The 23,857-nt window shown below is 72.4% G+C and carries 22 protein-coding genes; 12 read left to right on the top strand and 10 right to left on the bottom strand.

The features are described from left to right. Positions 1–454: 454 nt before the first annotated feature. Positions 455–1,960, top strand: a complete 1,506-nt coding sequence (locus BG482_RS18930) for a metallophosphoesterase (RefSeq protein ID WP_069770252.1) — start codon at positions 455–457, stop codon at positions 1,958–1,960. A gap of 66 nt (positions 1,961–2,026) precedes the next feature. Continuing rightward, positions 2,027–3,061 carry an LLM class flavin-dependent oxidoreductase gene (locus tag BG482_RS18925; RefSeq protein ID WP_069770342.1) on the top strand — a complete coding sequence of 345 codons (1,035 nt, stop codon included), beginning with the start codon at positions 2,027–2,029 and terminating at the stop codon, positions 3,059–3,061. A 6-nt stretch (positions 3,062–3,067) separates the two neighbouring features. Here the strand turns inward: BG482_RS18925 and BG482_RS18920 are convergent, their stop codons facing one another. Then, positions 3,068–4,063: a TauD/TfdA family dioxygenase gene (locus BG482_RS18920; RefSeq protein WP_069770251.1), complete on the bottom strand. Its 996-nt coding sequence runs from the start codon at positions 4,061–4,063 to the stop codon at positions 3,068–3,070. Positions 4,064–4,286: 223 nt separating this feature from the next. Between BG482_RS18920 and BG482_RS18915 the strand changes: the two genes are divergently transcribed. After that, a complete protein-coding gene (locus BG482_RS18915) occupies positions 4,287–5,117 on the top strand; it encodes an aldo/keto reductase (protein ID WP_069770250.1) in 831 nt (276 codons plus the stop codon). 316 nt (positions 5,118–5,433) lie between these two features. Here BG482_RS18915 and BG482_RS18910 read toward each other — a convergent pair whose 3' ends face one another. The 3 genes from BG482_RS18910 to BG482_RS18900 all read right to left on the bottom strand — a co-directional run bounded on the left by BG482_RS18910 (position 5,434) and on the right by BG482_RS18900 (position 8,748). Next, positions 5,434–7,776: a SpoIIE family protein phosphatase gene (locus BG482_RS18910; RefSeq protein WP_069770249.1), complete on the bottom strand. Its 2,343-nt coding sequence runs from the start codon at positions 7,774–7,776 to the stop codon at positions 5,434–5,436. A gap of 109 nt (positions 7,777–7,885) precedes the next feature. After that, positions 7,886–8,353, bottom strand: a complete 468-nt coding sequence (locus BG482_RS18905; RefSeq protein ID WP_069770248.1) for a peroxiredoxin — start codon at positions 8,351–8,353, stop codon at positions 7,886–7,888. Next, complete coding sequence (locus tag BG482_RS18900) at positions 8,350–8,748, bottom strand: hypothetical protein (protein WP_069770247.1); 399 nt, start codon at positions 8,746–8,748, stop codon at positions 8,350–8,352. The genes BG482_RS18905 and BG482_RS18900 overlap by 4 nt, the downstream gene beginning before the upstream one ends. A gap of 784 nt (positions 8,749–9,532) precedes the next feature. Between BG482_RS18900 and ligD the strand changes: the two genes are divergently transcribed. The 4 genes from ligD to hemC all read left to right on the top strand — a co-directional run bounded on the left by ligD (position 9,533) and on the right by hemC (position 13,071). After that, positions 9,533–10,513: a non-homologous end-joining DNA ligase gene (ligD, locus tag BG482_RS18890; RefSeq protein WP_069770245.1), complete on the top strand. Its 981-nt coding sequence runs from the start codon at positions 9,533–9,535 to the stop codon at positions 10,511–10,513. 146 nt (positions 10,514–10,659) lie between these two features. Next, the gene (locus BG482_RS18885) at positions 10,660–11,436 is read left to right on the top strand and encodes an NPP1 family protein (protein ID WP_069770244.1); all 777 of its coding nucleotides are present in this window, start codon (positions 10,660–10,662) and stop codon (positions 11,434–11,436) included. 165 nt (positions 11,437–11,601) lie between these two features. Beyond that, on the top strand, positions 11,602–12,066 hold the full coding sequence (locus BG482_RS18880) for a GNAT family N-acetyltransferase (RefSeq protein WP_069770243.1): 465 nt from the start codon (positions 11,602–11,604) through the stop codon (positions 12,064–12,066). Positions 12,067–12,135: 69 nt separating this feature from the next. After that, positions 12,136–13,071 (top strand): hydroxymethylbilane synthase, encoded by a 936-nt coding sequence (gene hemC / locus BG482_RS18875; RefSeq protein WP_069770341.1) that lies wholly within the window; start codon positions 12,136–12,138, stop codon positions 13,069–13,071. Positions 13,072–13,105: 34 nt separating this feature from the next. Here the strand turns inward: hemC and BG482_RS18870 are convergent, their stop codons facing one another. The 4 genes from BG482_RS18870 to BG482_RS18855 all read right to left on the bottom strand — a co-directional run bounded on the left by BG482_RS18870 (position 13,106) and on the right by BG482_RS18855 (position 15,950). Then, positions 13,106–13,627 (bottom strand): hypothetical protein, encoded by a 522-nt coding sequence (locus tag BG482_RS18870; protein ID WP_069770242.1) that lies wholly within the window; start codon positions 13,625–13,627, stop codon positions 13,106–13,108. 190 nt (positions 13,628–13,817) lie between these two features. Next, positions 13,818–14,678, bottom strand: coding sequence for an ABC transporter permease (locus BG482_RS18865; RefSeq protein ID WP_069770241.1), 861 nt, complete (start codon positions 14,676–14,678; stop codon positions 13,818–13,820). After that, positions 14,638–15,489: an ABC transporter ATP-binding protein gene (locus tag BG482_RS18860; RefSeq protein ID WP_069770240.1), complete on the bottom strand. Its 852-nt coding sequence runs from the start codon at positions 15,487–15,489 to the stop codon at positions 14,638–14,640. Before BG482_RS18860 ends, BG482_RS18865 begins: the two co-directional genes overlap by 41 nt. Continuing rightward, positions 15,486–15,950: a MarR family winged helix-turn-helix transcriptional regulator gene (locus BG482_RS18855; protein WP_069770239.1), complete on the bottom strand. Its 465-nt coding sequence runs from the start codon at positions 15,948–15,950 to the stop codon at positions 15,486–15,488. Before BG482_RS18855 ends, BG482_RS18860 begins: the two co-directional genes overlap by 4 nt. A 270-nt stretch (positions 15,951–16,220) precedes the next feature. Between BG482_RS18855 and BG482_RS18850 the strand changes: the two genes are divergently transcribed. Continuing rightward, positions 16,221–17,024: a SigB/SigF/SigG family RNA polymerase sigma factor gene (locus tag BG482_RS18850; protein ID WP_069770238.1), complete on the top strand. Its 804-nt coding sequence runs from the start codon at positions 16,221–16,223 to the stop codon at positions 17,022–17,024. 207 nt (positions 17,025–17,231) lie between these two features. Then, entirely contained in the window at positions 17,232–18,035 is an 804-nt protein-coding gene (locus BG482_RS18845; RefSeq protein WP_069770237.1) for a VOC family protein, read from the top strand. A 12-nt stretch (positions 18,036–18,047) separates the two neighbouring features. Here the strand turns inward: BG482_RS18845 and glgX are convergent, their stop codons facing one another. Then, a complete protein-coding gene (glgX, locus tag BG482_RS18840; RefSeq protein WP_069770236.1) occupies positions 18,048–20,165 on the bottom strand; it encodes a glycogen debranching protein GlgX in 2,118 nt (705 codons plus the stop codon). A gap of 35 nt (positions 20,166–20,200) precedes the next feature. After that, a complete protein-coding gene (locus BG482_RS18835) occupies positions 20,201–20,710 on the bottom strand; it encodes a pep a2 (RefSeq protein WP_069770235.1) in 510 nt (169 codons plus the stop codon). 294 nt (positions 20,711–21,004) lie between these two features. Between BG482_RS18835 and BG482_RS18830 the strand changes: the two genes are divergently transcribed. From BG482_RS18830 to BG482_RS18820, 3 genes are all read left to right on the top strand, one after another. Next, the gene (locus BG482_RS18830; RefSeq protein ID WP_069770234.1) at positions 21,005–21,304 is read left to right on the top strand and encodes a DUF5133 domain-containing protein; all 300 of its coding nucleotides are present in this window, start codon (positions 21,005–21,007) and stop codon (positions 21,302–21,304) included. Between the two features lie 133 nt (positions 21,305–21,437). Beyond that, on the top strand, positions 21,438–23,543 hold the full coding sequence (locus BG482_RS45265; protein WP_370745827.1) for an alpha-1,4-glucan--maltose-1-phosphate maltosyltransferase: 2,106 nt from the start codon (positions 21,438–21,440) through the stop codon (positions 23,541–23,543). Between the two features lie 35 nt (positions 23,544–23,578). Further along, positions 23,579–23,857 (top strand): alpha-amylase family glycosyl hydrolase (locus tag BG482_RS18820; protein ID WP_256096405.1); only part of this gene is annotated, 279 nt, incomplete at its 3' end.

Genomic DNA, 23,857 nt, shown 5'->3' with positions numbered 1-23,857 from the left:
AGCTGAGCGGTGCGGGACCGTGAACAGGTGGGGCACCATGCCGCTGGTGTGCGGCAGTTGGGAGGGAGAATGACAGGCTTGTCGGTGGCATGTCAGCCCGCCCGGGATGCTTCAAGGGTTATCCCTCGGTTCGGGACGCGTCCGACGTGTGTGCACCCGGCCGTGCTGTGAACGCCCTGTGCGTTCGCTGTCCGACGGCCACAGGGACGGGGCCCGGGGGCGGCCCCGGCGCACGATCCGCCAGGGGCGCGCCGTGCGCTCGCCACCGCCTCGGCCATGGACATTCTCCCCACGGCAACAGCCTTCACTCCTCGCCGAGTCGGGGCTGCGGGCGCGCTCCACGGCGCCCGGTCGCGGAACCAGTGGGCGACGGGGCGCGCCCGCCCGCCGCGCACCGCGTCGCCGCCGGTCACCCGCCCTCCTGCCGCCCGTGGATCATTGCTACGGTGCACCGGTGTCTGACTCCTCACGCGATACCGCCGCGGGCGCCGGCTGGGGCGACGCCGACCGTGGCGCGTACCGCCGGCTCATGCCCGGCAGGGTCGAGAAGATCTCGTGGCTGAACCCCAGGCTGCTGTGGGCCGCCCGCAACGGAGTGCTCGCCTCCTGGTTCGGCGACCCCACGGGACGCACCCGCGGCCGCCTGGTGGCACAGCGGGAGTCCGCCGGCGCCCCGGCCGACAAGATCATCCGGCGCACCGAGCCGGACGAGTTCTCCTTCATGGTCATCGGCGACACGGGCGAGGGCGACGATCCGCAATACGCGGTGGTGCCGGGCTTTCTGAGGGTCGGTCAGGGCACGTCGTTCGCCGTCCTGGCCAGTGACGTCATCTACCCGGTCGGCAGCGCCGACGACTACGAGACCAAGTTCTTCCGCCCGTACCGCGACTACCGGGCCCCGATCTACGCGATACCGGGCAACCACGACTGGTACGAGGACCTCGGCGCGTTCATGCGGGTCTTCTGCGGCGACGCCCCGGCCCTGCCCGCCGAGCCGGCCCCGCGCCCCCCGAGCCGCGCCTGGCTGCGCTCGCTGCTCTGGCACCGGCCTCGCCCGGACGACGGCCGACACCTCGCGCGGGCACGGGCGTTGCGCGGCGAGGCCGTCCAACAGGCCGTGCAGCCCGGCCCGTACTGGGCGATCGACGCCGGGCCGGTCCGGATCATCGGGATCGACACCGGGCTCCTCGGCGTCCTGGACGCCGAACAGGGCGCCTGGCTGCGCGAGGTGTCCCAGGGGCCGCGCCCGAAGATCCTGATCACCGGCTCGCCCCTGTACGTCGACGGAGAACACCACCCCTGTCCCATCGAGGGCGGCGGCACCGTCGACGACATCGTCAGCGCGCCCGCACACCACTTCGTGGCGGCGATAGGCGGCGACATCCACAACTACCAGCGCTACCCGGTGCGCCTCGCGGACGGCCGGACCCTGCAGTACGTCGTCGCGGGCGGCGGGGGCGCCTTCATGCACGCCACGCACACCATCCCCCGGGTGTCCGTCGCCGGCGTCACGGAAGGCGACTTCCGCTGCTATCCGCTGCGCGGCGACTCCCTGGCCTTCTACAGCAGGCTCTACGGGCGCCGGCTGCGGCTGCGCCGCTTCTTCGCCCTCACCGAGGAGGAGGCCCAGGCGGTCGTCGCCGAGCGGCTGGGCATCCCGCCCACCCGCACGCCGGGTCCGCAGGTGCGCGTGACGCGCCGGATCCGGCTGATCGCCTCCCTGCTGGGCTCCGGCAGCCGTCCGGAGCACCGCACACGCTTCCGGCTGCCGGTGCGCAAGATCTACACCCAGCTGTTCTCGCCCGGCTCGGCCACCTACAGCCCGCCGTTCTTCAAGTGCTTCCTGCGCCTGGACGTCTCACCGGAGGCGGTCCGGCTGCGCTGCCATGCGGCGACCGGCAACCTGGCCCAGGAGCTGAACCCGCCGGTCGAGGACGAGGTCGTCATCCCCCTGGTCTGAGCCCGCCTGCGACCATACGGCCAGGACCACCGCACGAGCGTGCACGCCGAGAACGACGGAGGAGCTGTGCCCCCGACCTCACGCCCCCTGCGCAAGCTGGGCTTCCTCACCATCGGACTGTTCGACGGCGACGACCCGGGACCGGGCCACGAGAGCACGCTGGAGATCATCGAGCTGGGCGAGCGGCTCGGCTTCGACAGCGCCTGGGTGCGCCACCGGCACCTGCAGTACGGCATCTCCTCCCCTGTCGCCGTCCTGGCGGCGGCCTCGCAGCGCACCCGCCGCATCGAGCTCGGCACCGCCGTGATCCCGCTCGGCTGGGAGAACCCGCTGCGCCTCGCGGAGGACCTGGCGACGGTCGACGTCCTGTCGGCGGGCCGCCTCAACCCGGGCGTGAGCGTCGGCCCGCCGATGCACTACGACCAGGTGAAGGAGGCCCTGTACCCGGACACGGCCGACGCCGAGGACTTCGGTTACGAACGGGTGCGCCGGCTGCTGGACCTCGTGCGGGGCGAGTCCGCCACCGACTTCAGCGGGGTCGAGGGCTTCGAGGTCTTCTCCGACCGGGTCCAGCCGCACTCCCCCGGCCTGGGCCGCCGGATGTGGTACGGCGGCGGCAGCCTGAGTTCGGCGCGCTGGGCCGGGGAACACGGCATGAACTTCCTCACCAGCAGCGTCGTCAAGGCCGAAGGGCCGGACGACACCAGGGACTTCGCCGAGATCCAGCGCTCCCATGTGCACGCCTTCCGGGCCGCCCACCCCGACGGGGACTCGGCGCGCGTCTCCCAGGGCCTCGTGGTCATCCCCACCGACTCCGCCTCGCCCGAACAACGCGCACGGTACGCGCAGTTCGCGGCCGAGCGCCTCCCCCGCACCTCCTCTCCGCAGGGCCCCGCCCGTCTGCTCTTCGCCCCGGACCTGGTGGGCTCCTCGGCCGAGATCGCCGAACGCCTGCACGCCCACGTCGCGTTCCGCGAGATCGACGAGGTGGCCTTCGCCCTGCCGTTCACCTTCGAGCGCGAGGACTACGTGCAGATCCTCACCGACATGGCGACGGAACTCGGCCCGGCGCTGGGGTGGCGGCCCGGCGCGCAGGTCTGAGGTTCCTCACCAGCGGCCCGGCTCGGTTCCCGTCACCGCCTCGGACGGCCTGCCGTCCGCCCCGACGGGGACCTCGCCGGCGAGCATCACCCGGTGCATGGTGCGCGGGAAGCCCAGGTGGGCGTTGTCGCTCGGCGCGAGATGGATGGTGGCGCGGTTGTCCCAGAAGGCCACGCTGCCGGGCTCCCAGCGGAAGCGGACCGTGTACTCGGCGCGGGTCGCCTCGTCGAGCAGCATGTCCAGGATCGCGCGGCTCTCCGCCCGTGAGAGATCGGTGATCTGCTCGACGTAGTAGCCGTTGACGTACAGCACGTGCTCGCCCGTCTCGGGGTGGACGCGCACCAGGGGATGCACCGAGGCGACCTGACGGTCGAGCAGGTGGCGGACGTAGGCGTCCTCCCCGGGCCGGGGCTGGTAGCCCACGCCGAGGCGGTGCTCGGCGCGCAGCCCCGACACGAACTCCCTCACCGGTGCGGAGAGTCCGGCACAGGCGGCGGCCAGGTTGGACCAGGTCGTGTCCCCGCCGTAGGGCGGAACGGTCTCGGCCCGCAGGATCGTCGCGGCCGGCGGGTCGATGCGGGCGCCGTGGTCGCAGTGCCAGCCGCGCAGCAGGGTGTGACGGCGTCGGCGCAGCCACTCCTCGTGCTCCATGCCGAACTTCCCGCCCAGTTCGAGCCGGTCGGCCGTCGTCTCGATCTCGGGGAAGTCCGGCGGCGAGGCGCCGCCGCGGCTGTGCAGGACGACGGGGTCGCCGAACCGCCGAGCGAACGCCACATGTCCGGCGTGATCGAGGCGCTGGTCCCGGAAGAACACCACCTTCCAGCGCCACAGGGCGGCTCTGATCGCGGCGACCTGGGCGTCGTCGAGGCCGGCGGCCAGGTCGACGCCGTCGATCTCCGCCCCGATGTGCCCGGCGACCGGCTGCACCCGCACTCCGGCCGCCCGCGCGGCCTCGTCGGCCGCAGCGTCGTCGAGGCCTGCCGGTCGGCTGTCCGTCGTCATGCGCTCTCCGCTCGTCTTCGACTCGTCTTCACTCGTCGTGGTCGTGGGTCACGACGACTCGTCGTGGTCGTGGGTCACGGCGACAGGAAGATCGTGACAGCGCATCGTCGGCCTGGCGACACCGCGCTCCCTGTCTCCCGCCCCCGCCCGGGCCTCCCGTTTGGTCCATCCCCCGCTCTTCCCCGAGGCTGGGAGGACGACACCGTCGAGGGAAGGCTCCATCGTGATCGACATCCCGCAGCACTCTCTGAACGACGGCACGAAGCTCCCCGCTCTGGGCCTGGGCACCTGGCCGATGGACGACGCGGAGGCGGAGGAGGCGGTGGCCGGGGCGATCGGCCTGGGCTTCCGGCTCGTCGACACGGCGACCAACTACCGCAACGAGACCGGGGTCGGCCGGGGCGTGGCCCGGGCCGGGGTGCCGCGCGAGGAGATCGTGCTGACCACGAAGCTGCCCGGCCGCCATCATGGCTACGAGGAGACCCTCGCCTCCTTCGAGGAGTCCCGTCGGCGGCTCGGCGTCGACTACGTGGACCTCTACCTGATCCACTGGCCGCTCCCCCGCGTCGGCAGGTTCGTGGACTCGTGGCGGGCCATGATCAAGCTCCGCGAGGACGGCCTGGTCCGGTCGATCGGCGTCTCCAACTTCACCGCCGAACACCTCGACCGGCTGGAGAAGGAGACCGGCGTTCTGCCGTCCGTCAACCAGATCGAGCTGCACCCGCTCTTCCCTCAGGAGGAGCTGCGCGCCTTCCACGAGGCCAAGGGCGTCCGCACGGAGAGCTGGAGTCCGCTGGGGCGCGGCTCGGCGATCCTGGCGGACCCGGCCGTCGTGTCGGTCGCGGAGGCGCAGGGCGTGACCCCCGGCCAGGTCGTGCTGCGCTGGCATCTGCAACTGGGCGCGGTCCCCATCCCGAAGTCCTCCAGTCCGCTACGGCAGCGCGCCAACCTCGACGTCTTCGGCTTTGAACTCGGCCCCGCGCAGATGGCGGCGATCGCGCACCGGACGCATCGGCGCCTGGGCGGCGACCCCGAGGTGCACGAGGAGTTCTGAGCGCTGCGAGGGGTGCCGATCCGCCCGCATCGCCTCCCCCGGCCGCCCGCACCGGCGGGCCGCAGGTCGGCGGGCGGACGGTGCTCTCCCGTGCGCGGTCGGCGCCTGGCGGGACGGTCACCGGATGCGCCCGCGGCACGGAGGAGCCGGTGAGGCCGGGTGGCACGGTCGGCGGCACTCCCCGCCCCGCGTCGCCCGCCGGGGGGGGCCGCCCGGTCGGCCCCTCGCCCGCACCACCCGCACCACCCGCACCACCCGCCGGGAAATCGTGACGACGTCCGACCGCGAGCCGCGACGATGCTGCCCTTTCGAGTGATCACTCGAACTCGAGCGACTGCTCCGCCCAGATCGTCTTTCCTCGGCCCGTCTGCCTGCTCCCCCAGCGCTGGGTGAGCTGCGCGACCAGCAGCAGGCCGCGCCCGCCCTCGTCGAAGGCATGGGCGCGGCGCAGATGGGGGGAGGTGGAGCTGCCGTCGGAGACCTCGCAGATGAGGCTGCGGTCGCGGATCAGGCGCAGCCGGATGGGCGGTGCGCCGTAGCGGATGGCGTTGGTGACGAGCTCGCTGACGACGAGTTCGGTCACGAACGCCGCCTCCTCCATGCCCCACGCCGCGAGCTGCTCGGTGGCGGCCTGCCGGGCGGCTGCCACCTGGGCCGGGTCGGGGGCGACGTCCCAGGTGGCGACCCGGTCCGCGCCCAGGGCGCGGGTGCGTGCGAGCAGGAGCGCGACGTCGTCGCCCGGATCCTCCGGCAGAACCGCCTTGAGGACGCTGTCGCAGAGGGCGTCGAGAGAGGCCGCGGGCGCGGTGAGGGCGTTGCACAGCTCGCCGACGGCACGGTCGACGTCGCGGTCGCGGTCCTCGATCAGGCCGTCCGTGAAGAGGGCGAGGACGGACTCCTCGGGCAGTTCCAGCTCGACGGCCTCGAAGGGCAGTCCCCCGACGCCGAGCGGGGGCCCGGGGGTCATGCCGATCAGTTGCACGGTGCCGTCGGGCCGTACCAGGGCCGGCGCGGGATGGCCCGCGGCGGCGGCGGTCAGCCTGCGGCTGACGGGGTCGTAGACGGCGTAGAGGCAGGTGGCGCCGAGTTCGGCGACGTCCTCCCCGCCCTCGTCGTAGGCCGCCAGGTGGGTGACGAGGTCGTCCAGGTGGGTGAGCAGTTCGTCCGGCGGCAGGTCCACGTCGGCGAGGGTGCGCACGGCCATGCACAGGCGCCCCATGGTCGCCGAGGAGGGGATGCCGTGTCCGACGACGTCGCCGACGACGAGGGCGACCCGGCTCCCGGACAGCGGGATGACGTCGAACCAGTCGCCGCCGATCCCCGCCGTGGAGCCGCTGGGCAGATAGCGGTGCGCCACCTCGACGGCGGCCTGTCCGGACAGGCCGCGCGGCAGCAGGCTGCTCTGCAGGGCGAGGGCGGTGGTGCGTTCGCGGGCGAAACGGCGGGCGTTGTCGATGCAGACGGCGGCCCGGCTGGCGAGTTCCTCGGCGAAGACGGCGTCGTCGGCCTCGTAGTCGTCGAAGTGGGCGATACGGACGCCGACCAGGACGCCCAGGGTGATGCCGCGTGCCTTCAGGGGCACCGAGATCACCGAGTGGACGCCGGTGCGGAAGGGGCGGCCCTCGGGAGCGCGCGCGTTGCGTTCGGCGAGCCAGCTCACGAAGTCGGGCTCGCCTGCCTGGATGCGGATCGCACGCCCCTCCCGCAGGGCGCGGGCGGGCGGACTGAACGGCGGGTGGACGTCGGTCTCGCCGAGGCGGACGGCCGCCTCGGGAGTGCCCTCCTGGGCGGAGCCGTGGGCGACCCGGCGCAACACCACCTCGCCGGACGGGACGGGTGGCGGCTCGTCGGCGCCCAGCACCCAGTCCAGGAGGTCGACGCTGACGAAGTCGGCGAACCGCGGGACGAGGAGCTCGACGACCTCCTCGGTGGTGCGCACGACGTCGAGGGTGGTCCCGATGGAGGCCGCGGCCTCGTTCAACAGGGTCAGCCGCTGGCGGGCCAGGTACTGCTCGGTGCTGTCGAACGCGGCCAGGGCGACCCCGGCGACCTCCCCGGAGGCATCCCGCACGGGCCACATCTCGGTGGTCCAGGCGTGCTCGCGGTTGAGGGAGGGAGCGCTGGTGAAGCTCTCGTAGCGGATCGGGCGGCCGGTCTCGGCGACCTGACGCAGGTGCCAGTCGAATCCCCGGTGCGGCTCGACGTCGGCGACGGTGTCGGGGAAGTGGCGGCCGAGCAGGACGTCCTCCGGGACGCCCATCACCTTGCAGGCGACCTCGTTCAACCGCAGATAGCGCTGCTGGGGGTCGAACACGGACATCGACATGGAGGCCTGCTCGAAGGCCCGTCCGGCCAGGGTCGGCTCGGTGGCGGCGGGCCGCTGGGCGCTGAGCGTGTACCCGGTGCGCCGGCCGTCGCGGCCGAGCACCGGGCAGGCCGACACGACGAGCGTGACGGGACGCCCGTCGCGATGGCGCACGACGACGGGGCCGGTCCAGTCGCCGTCCGCGCGGGGCGGCAGCTCCTCGGCGAGCAGGTCGGCCGCCGTCCGGCCCACGGCCTCCTCGGCCGGATGGCCGGTCAGCAGGCGGGCACCCTCGCTCCAGCCCGTCACGATGCCGTGCGCATCGATGACGGCCGCAGCGACGACTTGCTCCATGTCGTCCAGAATGGTCCCTCGAGCCCGGTGCATCAACCGCGCCGGTCCGGTCGGGACGCGGGGCCCGACGGCCGGGGGCTCCACGGCCCGCTCCGGCCGCCTGCGCCCCTCAGGGACGCTGGGCGCGCAGCACGTCCAGGGCACGGTCGGCGTGGGTGTTCATGCGCAGCTCGCTGCGCACCACCTCCAGGACCGTGCGGTCGCGCCCGATGACGTAGGTGACCCGCTTGGTGGGCGCCAGGGAGAATCCGCGCTTCACCCCGAACCGTTCCCGCACCGAACCGTCCTCGTCGGACAGCAGCGGCATGCCGAGCGTGTGCCGGCCGGCGAACTCCTGCTGGCGGTCGACGGAGTCTCCGCTCACGCCGACGGGCTGGGCGCCCACGGCGGCGAACTCCGCGGCCAGGTCACGGAAGTGGCAGGCCTCCGCGGTGCAGCCCGGGGTGAGGGCGGCGGGGTAGAAGAAGAGGACCACCGGCCCGTCGGCGAGCAGGCTCGTCAGCGTACGGACGGCGCCCGTCTCATCCGGCAGCGCGAAGTCGTCCACGAGGTCGCCGACCTCCAGCGCCTTGGTCATGCCCGTCCCTCCGTCGTCCGGGCGGCGCCGGCGCCCGCGGCGACGCTGCGGGCCCACAGGACGAGGGGCGCCTGCAGGGGGAGGCGGCCGATGGCGGCGGCCCTGAGCGGGGCGGGGCGGTGGCGCCAGTCCCACGCCATCTTGACGTTCGCGGGGAAGACGCCGACGAAGAGCGCGGCGCTGGCCAGGGCGGCCGTCCTGCGGGTCCGGGGCAGGGCCACTCCCGCGGCGAGCACCAGTTCGGCGACGCCGCTGGCGTACGTCCAGTTCCTGGGCGAGCCGGGCAGTGCGCGCGGGACGATCGCGTCGAACGGGCGCGGCACGGTGAAGTGGGCCGCGCCCGCGGCGGCCAGCAGGCCCGCCAGCAGCAGGGGTGAGCGTTCGGACCGGGGCACGGTTCCTCCTCAGATGACTGGCGCCCGACACTACTGGAGGGTAGGAGCGGGCCGTCCGGCGGGGTGCCGGGACGGCCGCGCCCCCCAACGCGCCCTGTCGGGGCCGAGGTTGCCGGCACCGGATGGTCTGCGTCGGTGATCGTCCGGCTGCTGTGGCGCGTCGCGCAGCACGACGAGGCCGAGGAGAGCGGGACGGGGCGGCCGTGCACCTCGACGGGGAGACGGTCCGCATCGACGAGCAGGACGGCGACGACGTTCAAGCTGCTCGGTGCCTGCTCCACGTCCGAGAGGGCCGAGGAGCGCATGCGCCGTGCCCGTCTCCTGCCGGGCTTCGCCGACGGCCTGACCGCTTCGTCACCGACGCCCACCCGCTCGCTCCCGTCCTCGACGGCGTGGGCGGGGAGGCCGTCCGCCATGCGGTGGAGGAGCATGACGAGCCGCCCCGGGCCCTCCGAGGCCGGGCGGGACACGCCGGCTGCCCGCTCACGGCGTCCGCGCCCCGGACCCGGCCGACGGCCCACGGCCCACGGCCCACGGCCCACGGCAGCGGACGAGCGGCGCTCGACCGGTACCCGGATGGCGTACGGCGGCCCATACTGAGCGGTATGCCGCCGGGCCCCCGGCTCGCCGGCCGGGCCCCGGCAGGCTCGCACCGCCTGCCGGGGTCCACCGCACACACCCCACGGGCCCCCTGGAGGCCCCCGGGACAGGGCCCGGTGCACCGTTCAGGGGAAACGATCGCGCCGTGCGCGTGGCGAGGCGTCCCCGTGTCGACAACTCACCCATGCCCCTCCCCCTCGTCGCGCCCATGCTCGCCACCCCCGGCTCCCTGCCGCCCGTGGGCCAGGACGCGCGCTGGGCGTACGAGACCAAGCAGGACGGGCAGCGTGCCGTGGTGTATCTCGCCGGGGACGGGACCGTCACGCTGCGGGCCCGTTCGGGGGAGGACATCACCGCCGCCTACCCGGAGCTGCGGCCGCTCGGCGGAGCGCTGGGCGGCACCCCTGCGGTGCTGGACGGAGAGGTGCTCGCGCTGGACCGGCAGGGCCGGGCGGACTTCCAGCTGCTGCAGTCGCGCATGGGCCTGGTCCAGGCCCCGGGCAGGGCCGCCCGACTGGCCGCCACGGCTCCCGTGCACCTCGTCCTGTTCGACGTGATGCACCTCGCCGGACGCTCTCTCCTGACCCTGCCCTACACCCGGCGCAGGACCCGGCTGGAGGCGCTCGCGCTGGAGGGACCGTTCTGGTCGACCCCGAGCGCTCTGGTGGGGCACGGCCGGGAGGCCCTGGAGGCGACCCGCGCGCACGGACTGGAGGGGCTCGTGTGCAAGCGGCTGGACTCGGTGTACGAGCCCGGCGTGCGCTCGCGGGCCTGGATCAAGATCCGCAACATGCGGGTGGCGGACGTCCTGGTCGGCGGTTGGCTGCCCGGCAAGGGGCGGCTGACCGGGCTGCCCGGCGCCGTCCTCGTCGGGCAGCGCGCCACGACGGGACTGCGCTACGTCGGCAGCGTGGGCACCGGCTGGAGCGAGGCCGAACGCGGCGAACTCGCGGCGCTGCTGCGGGCCGACGCGTCCGAGAAGTGTCCCTTCGACGCCGTCCCGCGGTCGCCGGGCGCGCGCTGGGTGACGCCACGGCTGGTCGGCGAGGTGCGCTACAGCACCCGCACCCGGGCGGGGCTGCTGCGCCAGCCGTCCTGGCTGCGGCTGCGAGCGGACCTGACGCCCGAGGAGTCGGCGGCCGACCTTCCGGACACTTCCGTCTGAGACGGCGCGGGGCCGCCGACTATTGGGCTGCCCTTCATCACCGATACGCCTGCGGCCCCTTGGCGCGGAAGTGAAAAGCGTGGAAGCTGAACTCCCTCTTCCCCCACAGCCGTTCGGCTGCGCCCGCATCCCGAGGAGAACTCCCCGTGTCCTCAGCCAGGTTCAAGGCCCACCGCAGGAGATGGCTCACCGGTCTCACCGGCGCCGCCGCGCTGGTCGTCGCCGTCCCCTCGGTCGCCTTCGCCGCCCCTCCCCGGGCGCTTCCGCAGAACGCCGAGGCCGCGGAGCTGACGTACCAGCCCGCGTTCGACTACGACACGGACGGGTGCTACTCCACGCCCGCCATCGGCCCCGACGGAACGATCAACGGCGGCCTGAAGCCGACCGGTGCGCTGAACGGCGACTGTCACGACGCCTCCGACCTGGACAACACCAACAGTTACTCGCGCTACAAGTGCAACAACGGCTGGTGCGCGTACATGTACAGCCTGTACTTCGAGAAGGACCAGGCGGTGGCGGGCAGCGGCATCGGCGGCCACCGCAACGACTGGGAGCACGTCGTGGTCTGGGTGCAGAACAACCAGGTCCAGTACGTCTCCACGTCCAACCACGGCTCGTTCACCGTGCACGCCGCGTCGACGGTGCGCTTCGAGGGCACCCACGCCAAGGCCGTCTACCACAAGGACGGCATCCGCACGCACTGCTTCCGGATCGCCAACTCCAACGACGAGCCGCCGGAGAACGCCAAGCACACCTGGCAGTACCCGCCGCTGGTCGGCTGGAACGGCTACCCGGCAGGCCTGCGGGACAAGTTGAGCGGGTACGACTTCGGAAGCGCCAACTTCGGCCTGAAGGACGCCTCCTTCGCCGGGAACCTGTCGTCGGCGAAGCCCTCCGGGATCTCCTTCGACCCCGACGCGTAGGCGTGTGAAGGGCCTGACGCGTGGGCCCCGCGGCAGAGTTCGGCCCCGGAACCGGCGTCCGGGGCCGTCCGCGGGGCATGATGACTGGATGGATCTTCTTCGAGAACTCCCGCCCGTGACGACGGAGAAGGCGCCGGTCTGCGTCCGGGCCGGGAGCGAGGTCCGGTGAGCGCCGCCCGGGTGCGGCACGCCGAGCGGTCCGATCTGCCGCGTGTCGCGGAACTGGCCGCGCAGCACGCGCAGTTCGAGCGCGCCGAGCCGCCCGTGCCCGACCTCGCCGAGCGCCTGGCCGTGCTCCTCTTCGACGTGCCGGCACCGCTCCTCGGGTGTCTGGTCGCCGAACTGCCCGAGGGCGAGATCGTCGGCTACGCCACCTGCTCTCCCGCGCTCTCCACCTGGGAGGGCCGTGAGTATCTGCATATGGACTGCCTTTTCCTCGCCCCGGACCATCGCGGGCAGGGTCTGGGCGCGCTGCTGATGGACGCGGTGGCGGACCGGGCCCGCAGTCTGGGGCTCGCCGAGGTCCAGTGGCAGACCCCGGTCTGGAACGAGGGCGCCATCCGCTTCTACGCCCGGCGCGGCGCGCTCGGGGCGGACAAACGGCGCTTCAGTCTGCGGGTCGACACCTGAGCCGTGCAACGGTGACCGAAACCCGTGAGCGGTGCGGGCCGCGGGTCACGAGGGTCTATCGTGTCCCGCATGTCCGTTCCGGAACTCATCCGCATCGTCTCCCGCGACTCGCCCATGGCTCTGGCCCAAGTGGAGCGGGTGCGCACGGAGTTGGCCGCCCTGCATCCCGGTGTGCGCACCGAGGTGGTCCCCGTGAAAACGACCGGCGACAAGTGGATGGGGGATCTGTCCCTGGTCGAGGGCAAGGGCGCGTTCACCAAGGAGGTCGACGCGGCGCTGCTGGCCGGCGTGGCCGACCTCGCGGTGCACTGCGTCAAGGACATCCCCGCCGACCGGCCGCTGCCCGCAGGCACGGTGTTCGCGGCGTTCCTGCGGCGCGACGACATCCGTGACGCACTGATCCACCCGGGCGGCCGCGCCCTGGACGAACTGCCTGCCGGGACGCGCATCGGCACCTCCTCGGTCCGCCGGATCGCCCAACTCGCCGCCACCCACCCCCACCTGCGGTGCGTGCCGTTCCGAGGGAACGCCAACCGGCGGCTGGAGAAGCTCGCGGCCGGCGAGGCGGACGCACTGCTGCTCGCGGTGTCCGGCCTGGAGCGGATCGACCGGCGGGACGTGATCACCGAGGTGCTGTCGCCGGAGACGATGATGCCGCCGATCGGGGCGGGCATCCTCGCCCTGCAGTGCCGCGAGGGCGACGCCGACCTCATCGACGTGGTCAGCGGGCTCGGCGATCCGGCCACGCACCGGGAGGCCACGGCGGAACGCATGTTCCTGCATGTGCTCCAGGGCCACTGCAACAGCCCGATCGCGGGCTTCGCGCGCATGGACCGCAGCGGCGAACTGTCCCTCCGCGCCTGCGTGTTCACCCCGGACGGCAAGACCCGGCTCAACGCCCACGAGTGGGCGGGCCGCCTCGACCCGGCGACGCTAGGCACCTCGGTGGCGGTGGCGCTGCTGCGGCAGGGCGCACGCGAGATCATCGACGGCATCCCGCACTGACCCGTCCGCCGCGACCCGCAGGGCGCCGCATCACTCAGGCGGTGCCCTCTTCGGCCTGGTCGCGCAGGAAGTTGCTCACCTGGAGGGACAGGCTGTCGCGTCCCGCGCCGGCCTGGGCGGCGCCGGAGCCCTCGTGCAGTCCGATGCCGCCCGTCCACAGCCGGCGGTCGGCCCAGTCGTCGTCGACGCGCAGCTGGATCTGGACGTCCACCTGGCCGAGGGACGCCTCGGGCCCCGCCGCGTACAGCACGGCGGTCGCCCGGCGCAGCGGATACACGTCAAAGCCCTCGATGAACTGCGAGTTGCGCCAGTCGATGAACGCGCTCTCGCCGTCCGGCCCGAGCCGCACGTCGATCTGGCCGTCCTCCAGGTGGATCGTGGAGTGCAGGGCGCCCCGGTTCTCCACGGTCACCCGCAGACAGAAGTAGGCCAGCCCCTCCGCGGCGTCGTCACGCCCCCGCGGCGGCTCGCTCTGTTCCAGTCGGTGGACGCGGACCCGTAGACCGGCGTACTCGTCGTACTCCAGCCAGTCCCCGACCACGTTCGGCTCGTACACAGTCCACCTCTCGACTTCTACCGGCTGCTTCCTATCCGTGCGCCGATCGCACTGTCAAATGAGCAGAATGCGCTGTGGCCAGGGAATTCGCCCCCTTTGATCGCTGATCAAGCCGTGCGCAGGCACAATCGGCCGACGGACCTCCCCAGGGATCGGCCGGGCGTGCCGCACATCACGTCCCCGGGCCGCGTCAACGGGCCAGTCGGCCCAGGAGCGAGGAGGCCGCGGTGACACCGAGCGCGGCGGCCACGGCGAGCACCCCGAAGTCGAGCGCGAGATGCGCGGGCGTGCCGAGGAGCAGCCCGCGCAGGGCGTCCACCTCGTAGCTGAGCGGGTTGGCCTTGCTCACGGCCTGGAGCCAGCCGGGCATGACGGCGACCGGGTAGAGGGCGTTGGAGCCGAAGAACAGCGGCATGGTGATCGCCTGGCCGATGCCCATCAGGCGGTCCCGGCTGAGGACGATGCCCGCGATGGTCATCGAGAGGCAGGAGAAGAAGGCCGAGCCGAGGACGACGACGGCGGCGACCCCGAGCAGCCTGAGCGGGTTCCAGGTCAGGGAGACGCCGAGCAGCGCGGCGATGACGACCACGACGACCGCCTGGATCACCGATTTCACCCCGGCCGCGAACGCCTTGCCGGTGATGAGCGCGGAGCGCGGAGTCGGCGTGACGAGCAGCTTGTCGAGCACGCCGGCGTCCCGCTCCCAGATGATCTGGATGCCGTAGAAGATGGCGATGAACATCGCGGACTGGGCGATGATCCCCGGAGCGAGATAGTCGAGGTAGGGGATGCCGTCGGTGGGGATCGCCTTGATCCGGGTGAAGGTCTGACCGAAGATCAGCAGCCACAGTGCGGGCTGGACGGCACGGGTGTACAGCTCGGTGCGGTCATGGCGCAGCTTCTGCAGCTCGACGGCGCACAGGGCGGCCACCCGGGCCGGCAGCACCCGCCGGCCCGCGCGCGGGAGGGGCGGCCGCAGCAGCAGGTCGATGCTCTGGGCGGGGACGCGGTCAGCCGACGCGCCGAGCGGTGCGGCGGGTGCTTCGGACATCGCGGAAATCTCCTGCCTGCTCGTCGAGGCCGCTGCCGGCGACGTCCCGGAAGACGTCCTCCAGGCTGGGCAGCGGGTCCGTGGCGGGTGCGCCCTCGGCGCGCCGGCGCTCGCCCAGGCCCTCGCGGAGCTCCACCGGGGCGCCGAGCGCGCGGATGCGGCCGCGGTGCATCAGTCCGACCCGGTCGCAGTACCGGTCGGCCTCGTCCATGGAGTGCGTGGTCACCAGGACGGTCATGCCGGTGGCCTCGCGCACGGCGGTGATGTGCTCCCAGACACCCGTTCGGGCGATCGGGTCGAGGCCGATGGTCGGCTCGTCGAGGATGAGCAGCCGGGGCGCGCTGACCAGTGCCTGGGCGAGTTCGAGGCGGCGGACCATGCCGCCGGAGTAGGTGCCGGCCAGCCGGTCGGCGGCGTCGGTGAGGCCGACGGCGCCCAGGGCCTGGGCGACGCGTTCGGCGCGCTCGCGCCGGGGCACGTCGAAGACGCGGGCGAACAGGGAGACGTTCTCGCGGCCGGTGAGCCCCGAGTCGGCGGACAGCTGCTGCGGGACGTAACCGAGCAGTCTTCGGACGGCCATGCGGTCCCCGGCGGCGTCATGGCCGAAGACGCGCACCATGCCGGAGGGAACCCGCAGCAGGGTGGTGATGCACCGGATGGCGGTGGTCTTGCCCGCTCCGTTGGGTCCGAGGAGGCCGAAGACCTCGCCTTCCCTGACGGTCAGGTCGAGCCCGTCGACGGCCTTCGTGTCGCCGAAGGCGTGGGCGAGCCGGCTGCACACGACGGCGTGCGCGCCACTGTCGGTCGTCATGACCTCTCGGCCTCCTCGTGCAGGGTGACGGCGAGCGCGCGCAGGGCCGGGAGCGCCGCGCGCAGGGCCCGGCGGTCGGCGGCGTCCAGGCGGGCGACCTGCCGCGCGACCAGCGCGGCGCGCCGCTCCCGCCAGGCGTGCAGCCGGGCCTCGGCCCGCTCGGTGAGCAGCAGACGTGCGGCGCGCCGGTCGGCCGGGTCGGTCTCGCGGACCAGGAACCCGTCCTTGACCAGCCGGTTGACCAGGGTCGACACGGAGTTGCCCGCGAGGCACAGCTCCTTGGCCGCGTCCGAGACGCCGACGCCGGGCCGCCCCTCGACCAGGCGCAGCAGCTCGACCTCGGCCCCGCGCAGCCGTGGCTCGGTCAGACCGGCTCGCAACCGCCGCCTGAGCAGCCTCTGGACGCCGACAAGGGCGTCGGCGAGCTCTTCGGGGAAGGTCTCCTGCTCCGCACCGTCCACACCGACGACGTTACCTCTGTGTCAGAGGTAACCGATCCAAGGAAGGGTCAAGAAGGTACGGAGAGCGACGAGAACAGCGATAGAAGACAAATCGGGTAAAACTGTTTTGAGACACCCATCCGCGGGCATCTGCAGGGAAGTGCTTCGGACAGGAGGCACGTCCGTGGGACCTGCCGATCGGCCCGCCCCGGGTGCCCAATCCGTCCGAGTGTGCGTTTCCCACGGTGTTCCCCCCGTTCATCGGCAACCCTCCTGAGGGAGGCGCGCGTGATGCGTACCACCGTCCGAACGAAACAGCACCCCCATGACGACGCCCCGGACACGACCGAGTCCTTCACGCGTCTCGCCGGGCTCCCCGCAGGTCCCGAGCGCCAGGCCCTCAAGGACGAGCTGGTCCGGCTGTGGCTGCCCATGGCCGAGCGGATCGCCGTCCGCTTCCGCGGGCGCGGCGAGGCCCTCGAGGACCTCTACCAGGTGGCCGCGCTGGGGCTCGTCAAGGCCGTCGACCACTATGACCCCGACCGCGGCCGCGCCTTCGAGGCGTACGCGGTGCCGACGATCACCGGTGAGATCAAGCGGCATTTCCGCGACCACATGTGGACGCTGCACGTGCCGCGCCGGGTCCAGGACCTGCGCAACCGGGTGCGGCACGCGGCGAAGGAGCTGGCCCAGACGACTCCGGGCCGGGCGCCGACCATCGCCGAGATAGCCGCGTACGCGCAGCTCACCGAGGAAGAGGTGCGTACCGGCGCGGAGGCGCTGGAGTGCTTCACCGCTCTGTCGCTGGAGGCCGAGCTGCCCGGCACGGACGGCTACGCGCTCGAGGACGCCCTCGGCCATCCCGACCCCGGCTACGACACCGTCATCGACCGGGTGGCCGTGACACCGTGTCTGCGGGCCCTGCCGGAGCGCGAGCGGACCATCCTGTATCTGCGGTTCTTCGCGGGCATGACGCAGAGCCGGATCGCCGAGCAGCTGGGCATCTCGCAGATGCACGTCTCCCGGCTGCTGAGCGGCTGCTTCGCCCGGCTGCGGGAGGAGATCACCGCCGAGACCGGGGCCGGAGCCGACTGACACCCGCCGCCCGGGACCCCCACGGAGTCCGTCACCCGAACGGCCCGGTCGATCCGGGCCGTTTCGGCTGTGCTCCTGCGCGGTACTCGTGCCGCCCCTCCATCGAACCACCCGGGTCCTCGGCAGGCGGCCGGGCCCGGTGCGGCCGGACACTGGTGGCAGTCCCTCTCCCCCGCCCGCCGCCGACAGACCAGGAACGCGAGTGCCATGAACCATCATTCGACATCCGCCCCCGGCGCCCGGGGCACGGTCTCCACGCACTCCGTCTTCGGCGCTCCCTGCTGGGTGAGCCTGACCAGCCGCGATCTGGAGGCCACCCAGGACTTCTATCAGGCGGTGCTGGGCTGGAAGTGGCTTCGGGGCACGCTCGGCGACCACTTCCGCACGGCCCTGGTGGGCGGCGTGCCGGTCGCGGGGATCGCCGCCGTCGCCTCGATGTGGCAGATGGCGGTCGCCTGGACGCCGTACTTCGCGGTGCCCAGTGCGGACGAGGCGGCGTCCCGGGCCCGGGAGCGAGGCGGGACGGTGGCCGTGGGGCCCATCTCGCTGCCGCCGGGCCGGGCGGCCCTGCTGGCCGACCGCGACGGCGCGACCTTCGGCATCTGGGAGGGCGAGCTGATCGGCAACTGGGAGGCCTGGCGGCAGGCGGCGCCCGCGTTCGTCAGGCTGCACACCCGCGACGCCTTCGACTCGGCCATCTTCTACGGCGAGATCCTCGACTGGGCGACCGACCGCCCCGGCTGCTGCGAGGTCCACTACGAGGCCGGCGAGGTCGTACTGCGCAGCAGGGGCGATGTGGTGGCCCGGATCGAGTCGGGCGCGCTCGAGGCGGCGCCCGACCCCACGATCCGGCCGCACTGGCAGGTCCACTTCGCCGTGGCGGACGTGACCGCGTGCGCCAGGGCGGCGGAGAAGCACGGCGGCAGCGTGCTCGTGGAGACCGCCCGGGAGGCGGTGCTGCGGGACCCTGACGGCGCCCAGTTCACGGTGACCTCGCACCGGCAGCGCTGAGCGCCGCCCGCCTCACCGCGGACCGAGCGGGGGCCGCGAGAGCACCAGCAGGCTCCGGGCCTCCAGGGTCACCTCCGCGCCCGCCTTGTACTCGCTCTCGTCGGGGCCGCCGTCGGGCTCCATGGTGTCGACGCGAACGGTCCAGCGCTCGCCGTGGCGCGCGTCGGGCAGCCGGAAGACGACCGGCTCCCAGAAACCGTTGAACAGCAGCAGGAACGAGTCGTCGACGACGGGCCGGCCGCGGGGATCCGGTTCGGCGATGGCGTCGCCGTTGAGGAAGACGCCGACGCTGTGCGCGTCGGCGCGCTGCCAGTCGCGGGCCCTCATCTCGCCCGCGTCGGGCCGCAGCCAGACCAGGTCGGGCAGCGGCTGCCCGGCGCTGGTGACGGTCTCGCCCCGGAAGAAGCGGCGGCGGCGCAGCACGGGATGAGCGGCGCGCAGCGCCACAAGTCTGCGGCAGAATCCGGTCAGGGCCTGCTGCTCGTCGGTCAACCGCCAGTCGATCCACGACACTTCGTTGTCCTGGCAGTAGGCGTTGTTGTTGCCGAGCTGGGTGCGGCCGAGCTCGTCGCCGTGCGACAGCATCGGGATGCCCTGCGACAACAGCAGGGTCGCGAGCAGATTGCGCTGCTGCCGGGCCCGCAGCGCGAGGACCGCGGGGCGCTCGGTGGGGCCCTCGGCCCCGCAGTTCCACGACCGGTTGTCGCTCTCGCCGTCCTGGTTGTCCTCCCCGTTGGCCTCGTTGTGCTTGTCGTTGTACGACACGAGGTCGCGCAGGGTGAAACCGTCGTGCGCGGTGACGAAGTTGACGCTGGCGCGCGGGCGGCGCCTGCTGTGCGCGTACAGGTCGGAGGAGCCGGTCAGCCGGGAGGCGAACTCGCCGAGCGAGCCGGGTTCCGCGCGCCAGAAGTCGCGCACGGCGTCGCGGTAGCGGCCGTTCCACTCGGACCACAGCGGCGGGAAGTTGCCGACCTGGTAGCCGCCCTCGCCGACGTCCCAGGGCTCCGCGATCAGTTTGACGCGGCTGATCACCGGGTCCTGCTGGATGAGGTCGAAGAACGCGGACAGCCGGTCCACTTCGTGGAACTGCCGGGCCAGGGTGGCGGCGAGGTCGAAGCGGAAGCCGTCGACGTGCATCTCGGTCACCCAGTATCGCAGCGAGTCCATGATCAGCTGCAGCACGTGGGGGTGGCGCATCAGCAGGCTGTTGCCGGTGCCGGTGGTGTCGTAGTAGTGCGCCCAGTCGCCGTCCACGAGCCGGTAGTAGGAGGCGTTGTCGATGCCGCGGAAGGAGAGGGTCGGGCCCTTCTCGTTGCCCTCGGCGGTGTGGTTGTAGACGACGTCGAGGATCACTTCGAGGCCGGCCGCGTGCAGCGCCTTGACCATGGCCTTGAACTCGCTCACCTGTTCACCGCGGGTGCCGCGGGCGGCATAGGCGTTGTGCGGGGCGAAGAAGCCGATGGTGTTGTAGCCCCAGTAGTTGGAGAGGCCCCGGTCGGTGAGGACGCCGTCCTGCACGTACTGGTGCACGGGCATCAGCTCAACCGCCGTCACGCCCAGCGAGGTGAGGTGTCCGGTCACCGCGGCATGGGCGAGTCCGGCGTAGGTGCCGCGCAGGTCGGGCGGGACGTCGGGGTGGGCGCGGGTCAGGCCCCGCACATGGGTTTCGTAGATGACCGTGTCGGCGTAGGGGCGGCGCAGCGGCTGGTCGTCGCCCCAGTCGAAGGCCGGGTCGGTGACCACCCCGAGCAGGGTGTGTTCCGCGCTGTCCGCCGGGTCGGGCCGGTCGCCGGCCCGTTCGAAGAGGGCGGCGTGGTTGTCGATCTGGCCGTCGACCGCCCGTGCGTAGGGGTCCAGGAGCAGTTTCGCGGGATTGCACCGGTCGCCGGAGGACGGGTTCCACGGTCCGTGCACGCGGAACCCGTAGCGCTGCCCGGGGCCGATCCCGGGCAGGTAGGCGTGCCAGACGAAGCCGTCGACCTCGGTCAGCGGGACGGTCCGGGCGGTTCGGTCGTCGTCCACGAGGACGAGTTCGACACGTTCGGCGACCTCGCTGAACAGCGCGAAGTTGGTTCCCTGTCCGTCGAAGTCGGCGCCCAGCGGGTAGGGGCGCCCGCTCCAGGCGGGCACCCCTGCGCTCCGGCGCGTACGGCTGGGGCGCGAGCTCACCGGGCGGCCTCCAGGACGCGCTCCTCGTCCGCCGGGGCGGCCACGTCGGCCATGATGAGGGCGCGAGGCACCTGAAGCCCCTCCCGCAGGCTGGGGGACGGCCCGGTCGGCACACGGGGCACGCGCTCGCCGGCGCGGGCCCGCTGGGAGAACCAGATGACCATGCTGCCGGCGCCGGTGGCGCAGCAGCCCCAGCCGTCGCTCATGGCGGCGATGCGCTCCAGGCAGGCGCGCAGGTCGAGGTCGGGGCGCAGCTGACGGTCGTCGCCGCCGATCGCGGTGATCAGATGCTGGCCGTTCCACCACATCTCGATCGAGGTGTGCTTGTCCTGCGCGTGTTCGTCGATGGCCTTCAGCAGCATCTCGGCCCCGCGACAGACGGGCTCGACGAGCGTCTCGAGGTCCCAGTACGTCAGGTGGGCGGCCAGGATGCGCCTGACCTGTCCGACCCGATCCGGACTGACGTCCACGTCGAGGTGGTAGTAGCAGGGGACTGCGGTCTTCATCGTCGTTCGCTCCTCACCGGCGAGGCTCACACTCCTCCTCGGCCCGACGGGCCGGGGTCCCCGACACGAAGCGTGAGCGGTAATCGCTTCAGAGTCACAACCACAGTGGGGCTGCTACGCCATTCGTGCAACACGAGCGCACCACAACCAAGATCCAACAGGACGTTGGGTGATGCGCCGTGCACCATAAGTGAAGGCCTCGGGAGGTTGGACGTTTTCGCACCTCTGCGGAAAGGGCCGACCCGCTCGTCTCGAGCGGCGTACCTCGTGAACTCCCGAAAGGTGAACAGCGCGATGCTGCAACCAGCGAAGACCGAAGTCGCCAGAACCCTGCGGGGTTACCGGGCCTGGGAGCGGGCCATGCTCGCGCATCCCGGCGACCGCTCGGCACGGGCCGCGTTCGAGGACTGCGGCTACACCCTGTGCGTGCTGATGGGCAAGCGCTGCGCACGGGAGGCCGCGGACGCCGCCGAGCAGTATCTGCGGGCCGGTGCCGACGGCCGCCTGCGGGAGCGCAGGGGGGCGGGCCGCAGGAGCGGCGTCACCCGGCTCTCGGTGACGTCGTCCCTTCCCCGCCTGCCCGCGGAGACGTAGCACCCCGCGCCAGCGCGGGTCGGTCGCCCAACTCCGGGCGAAGGAAGCCAATTTCAGCTAGCGGAGGTGCAAAGGTGAAGTCCACCAGGGCGATCGGCCGGATCCCGGTCCGGGACGTCGAACCGCGCGTGGAGTGCGGCCGGCGGCCGGCGAAAGCCGTGACCGGGGAGACGGTGCGGATCTCCGCGACGGTGTTTCGCGAAGGCCACGACGCCATCGGCGCCAACGTGGTCCTCAAGAACCCGGACGGCGACCGCGGGCCCTGGACGCCGATGCGCGAGCTCGCCCCCGGCACGGACCGCTGGGGCGCCGATGTGACGCTGGACGCCATGGGCCGCTGGACCTACACCGTGGAGGCCTGGAGCGACCCCATCGCCACCTGGCGCCGGCACGCCGACGTGAAGATCCCGGCGGGCATCGACGTCGGCCTGGTGCTGGAGGAAGGCGGCCGGCTCCACGAACGGGCGGCCGCCCGGGCCCCGCGCGGCCCGGAGCGCACCCTGCTGCGGGAAGCGGCGAAGAAACTGCTCGACGACTCGGCCCCGGTGGCCGAACGGTACGCCGCGGCGCTGACGCCGGAGGTGACCGCGCTGCTCGACCGGCGGCCGCTGCGCGAGCTGGTCACGGCCTCCGAGCCGCTGCCGCTGCTGGTCGAGCGGGAGCGTGCCCTGTACGGGTCCTGGTACGAGTTCTTCCCGCGGTCCGAGGGGACCCCCGAGCGCCCGCACGGGACGTTCCGCACCGCCGCGCGGCGGCTGCCGGCCATCGCGAAGATGGGCTTCGACGTCGTCTACCTCCCCCCGATCCACCCGATCGGCACGACGTTCCGCAAGGGCCGCAACAACACCCTCGACCCCTGGTCGAGCGGGAGCGTGCCCTGTACGGGTCCTGGTACGAGTTCTTCCCGCGGTCCGAGGGGACCCCCGAGCGCCCGCACGGGACGTTCCGCACCGCCGCGCGGCGGCTGCCGGCCATCGCGAAGATGGGCTTCGACGTCGTCTACCTCCCCCCGATCCACCCGATCGGCACGACGTTCCGCAAGGGCCGCAACAACACCCTCGACCCCGGGCCGGACGACGTGGGCGTGCCGTGGGCGATCGGCTCCCCGGAGGGCGGCCACGACGCCGTCCACCCGGACCTGGGCACGCTGGAGGACTTCGCCTGGTTCGTGGAGCGGGCGCGCGGACTGGGGCTGGAGATCGCCCTCGATTTCGCCCTGCAGTGCTCCCCCGACCACCCCTGGGTGCACAAGCACTCCGAGTGGTTCCACCACCGCCCGGACGGGACGATCGCGTACGCGGAGAACCCGCCGAAGAAGTACCAGGACATCTATCCCCTCGCGTTCGACTCGGACATGAAGGGTCTGGTCGCCGAGACCCTGCGGGTGCTGCGGCACTGGATGTCGTACGGGGTGCGGATCTTCCGGGTGGACAACCCGCACACCAAGCCGATCGTGTTCTGGGAGCGGGTCATCGCGGACATCAACCGCACCGACCCCGACGTGATCTTCCTCGCCGAGGCCTTCACCCGCCCCGCGATGATGCACACCCTCGCCCAGATCGGCTTCCAGCAGTCCTACACCTACTTCACCTGGCGCAACACCAAGGAAGAGCTCACCGATTACCTCACCGAGCTGTCGGGGGAGGCCGCCTCGTACATGCGGCCCAACTTCTTCGCCAACACCCCGGACATCCTGCACGCCTATCTGCAGCACGGCGGCCGGCCCGCGTTCGAGGTCCGGGCCGTCCTGGCAGCGACCCTCTCCCCCACCTGGGGCCTGTACAGCGGCTACGAGCTGTGTGAGAACACGCCCCTGCGGGAGGGCGGCGAGGAGTACCTGGACTCCGAGAAGTACCAGCTCAAACCCCGTGACTGGGAAGCGGCCGAGCGCGAGGGCCGCAGCCTGGCCCCGCTGATCACCCGGCTCAACGAGATCCGGCGGGCCAACCCGGCCCTGCACCGGCTGCGCAATCTCCGCTTCCACGGCACGGACAACCCCTCCGTCATCGCGTACAGCAAGCGGACGGGTTCGAACACGGTTCTGGTGGTCGTCAACCTCGACCCCCACCACACCCAGGAGGCCACGGTGTCGTTGGACATGCCGCAACTCGGCCTGGACGACGGCGCAACCCTGTCCGTGCGCGACGAACTGACGGGCGAGACCTACGCCTGGAGCAGAACGAACTACGTGCGCCTGGAGCCGGGCCGGACGCCCGCCCACGTGTTCCACGTCCGGTGACCCGCATCACCGCCGATCGGAGGCTCCAGACCGCCATGACCGTCAACTCCCCTGTCCCGGACACCTTCGAGGACACCCCCGCCAAGGACCGCGACCCCGAGTGGTTCAAGCGCGCCGTCTTCTACGAGGTCCTCGTCCGCTCCTTCCAGGACAGCAACGGCGACGGCGTCGGCGACCTCAAGGGCATCACCGCCAAACTCGACTACCTGCAATGGCTCGGAGTCGACTGCCTCTGGCTGCCGCCCTTCTTCAAATCGCCCCTGCGCGACGGCGGATACGACGTGTCCGACTACACCGCCGTCCTCCCCGAATTC

The organism is Streptomyces sp. LUP30 (genome assembly GCF_001746365.1).
In the GTDB taxonomy this organism is placed as follows: Bacteria; Actinomycetota; Actinomycetes; order Streptomycetales; family Streptomycetaceae; genus Streptomyces.
The sequence above is the reverse complement of the archived record's forward strand: the minus strand, read 5'-3'. Positions and strand labels throughout refer to the sequence as shown.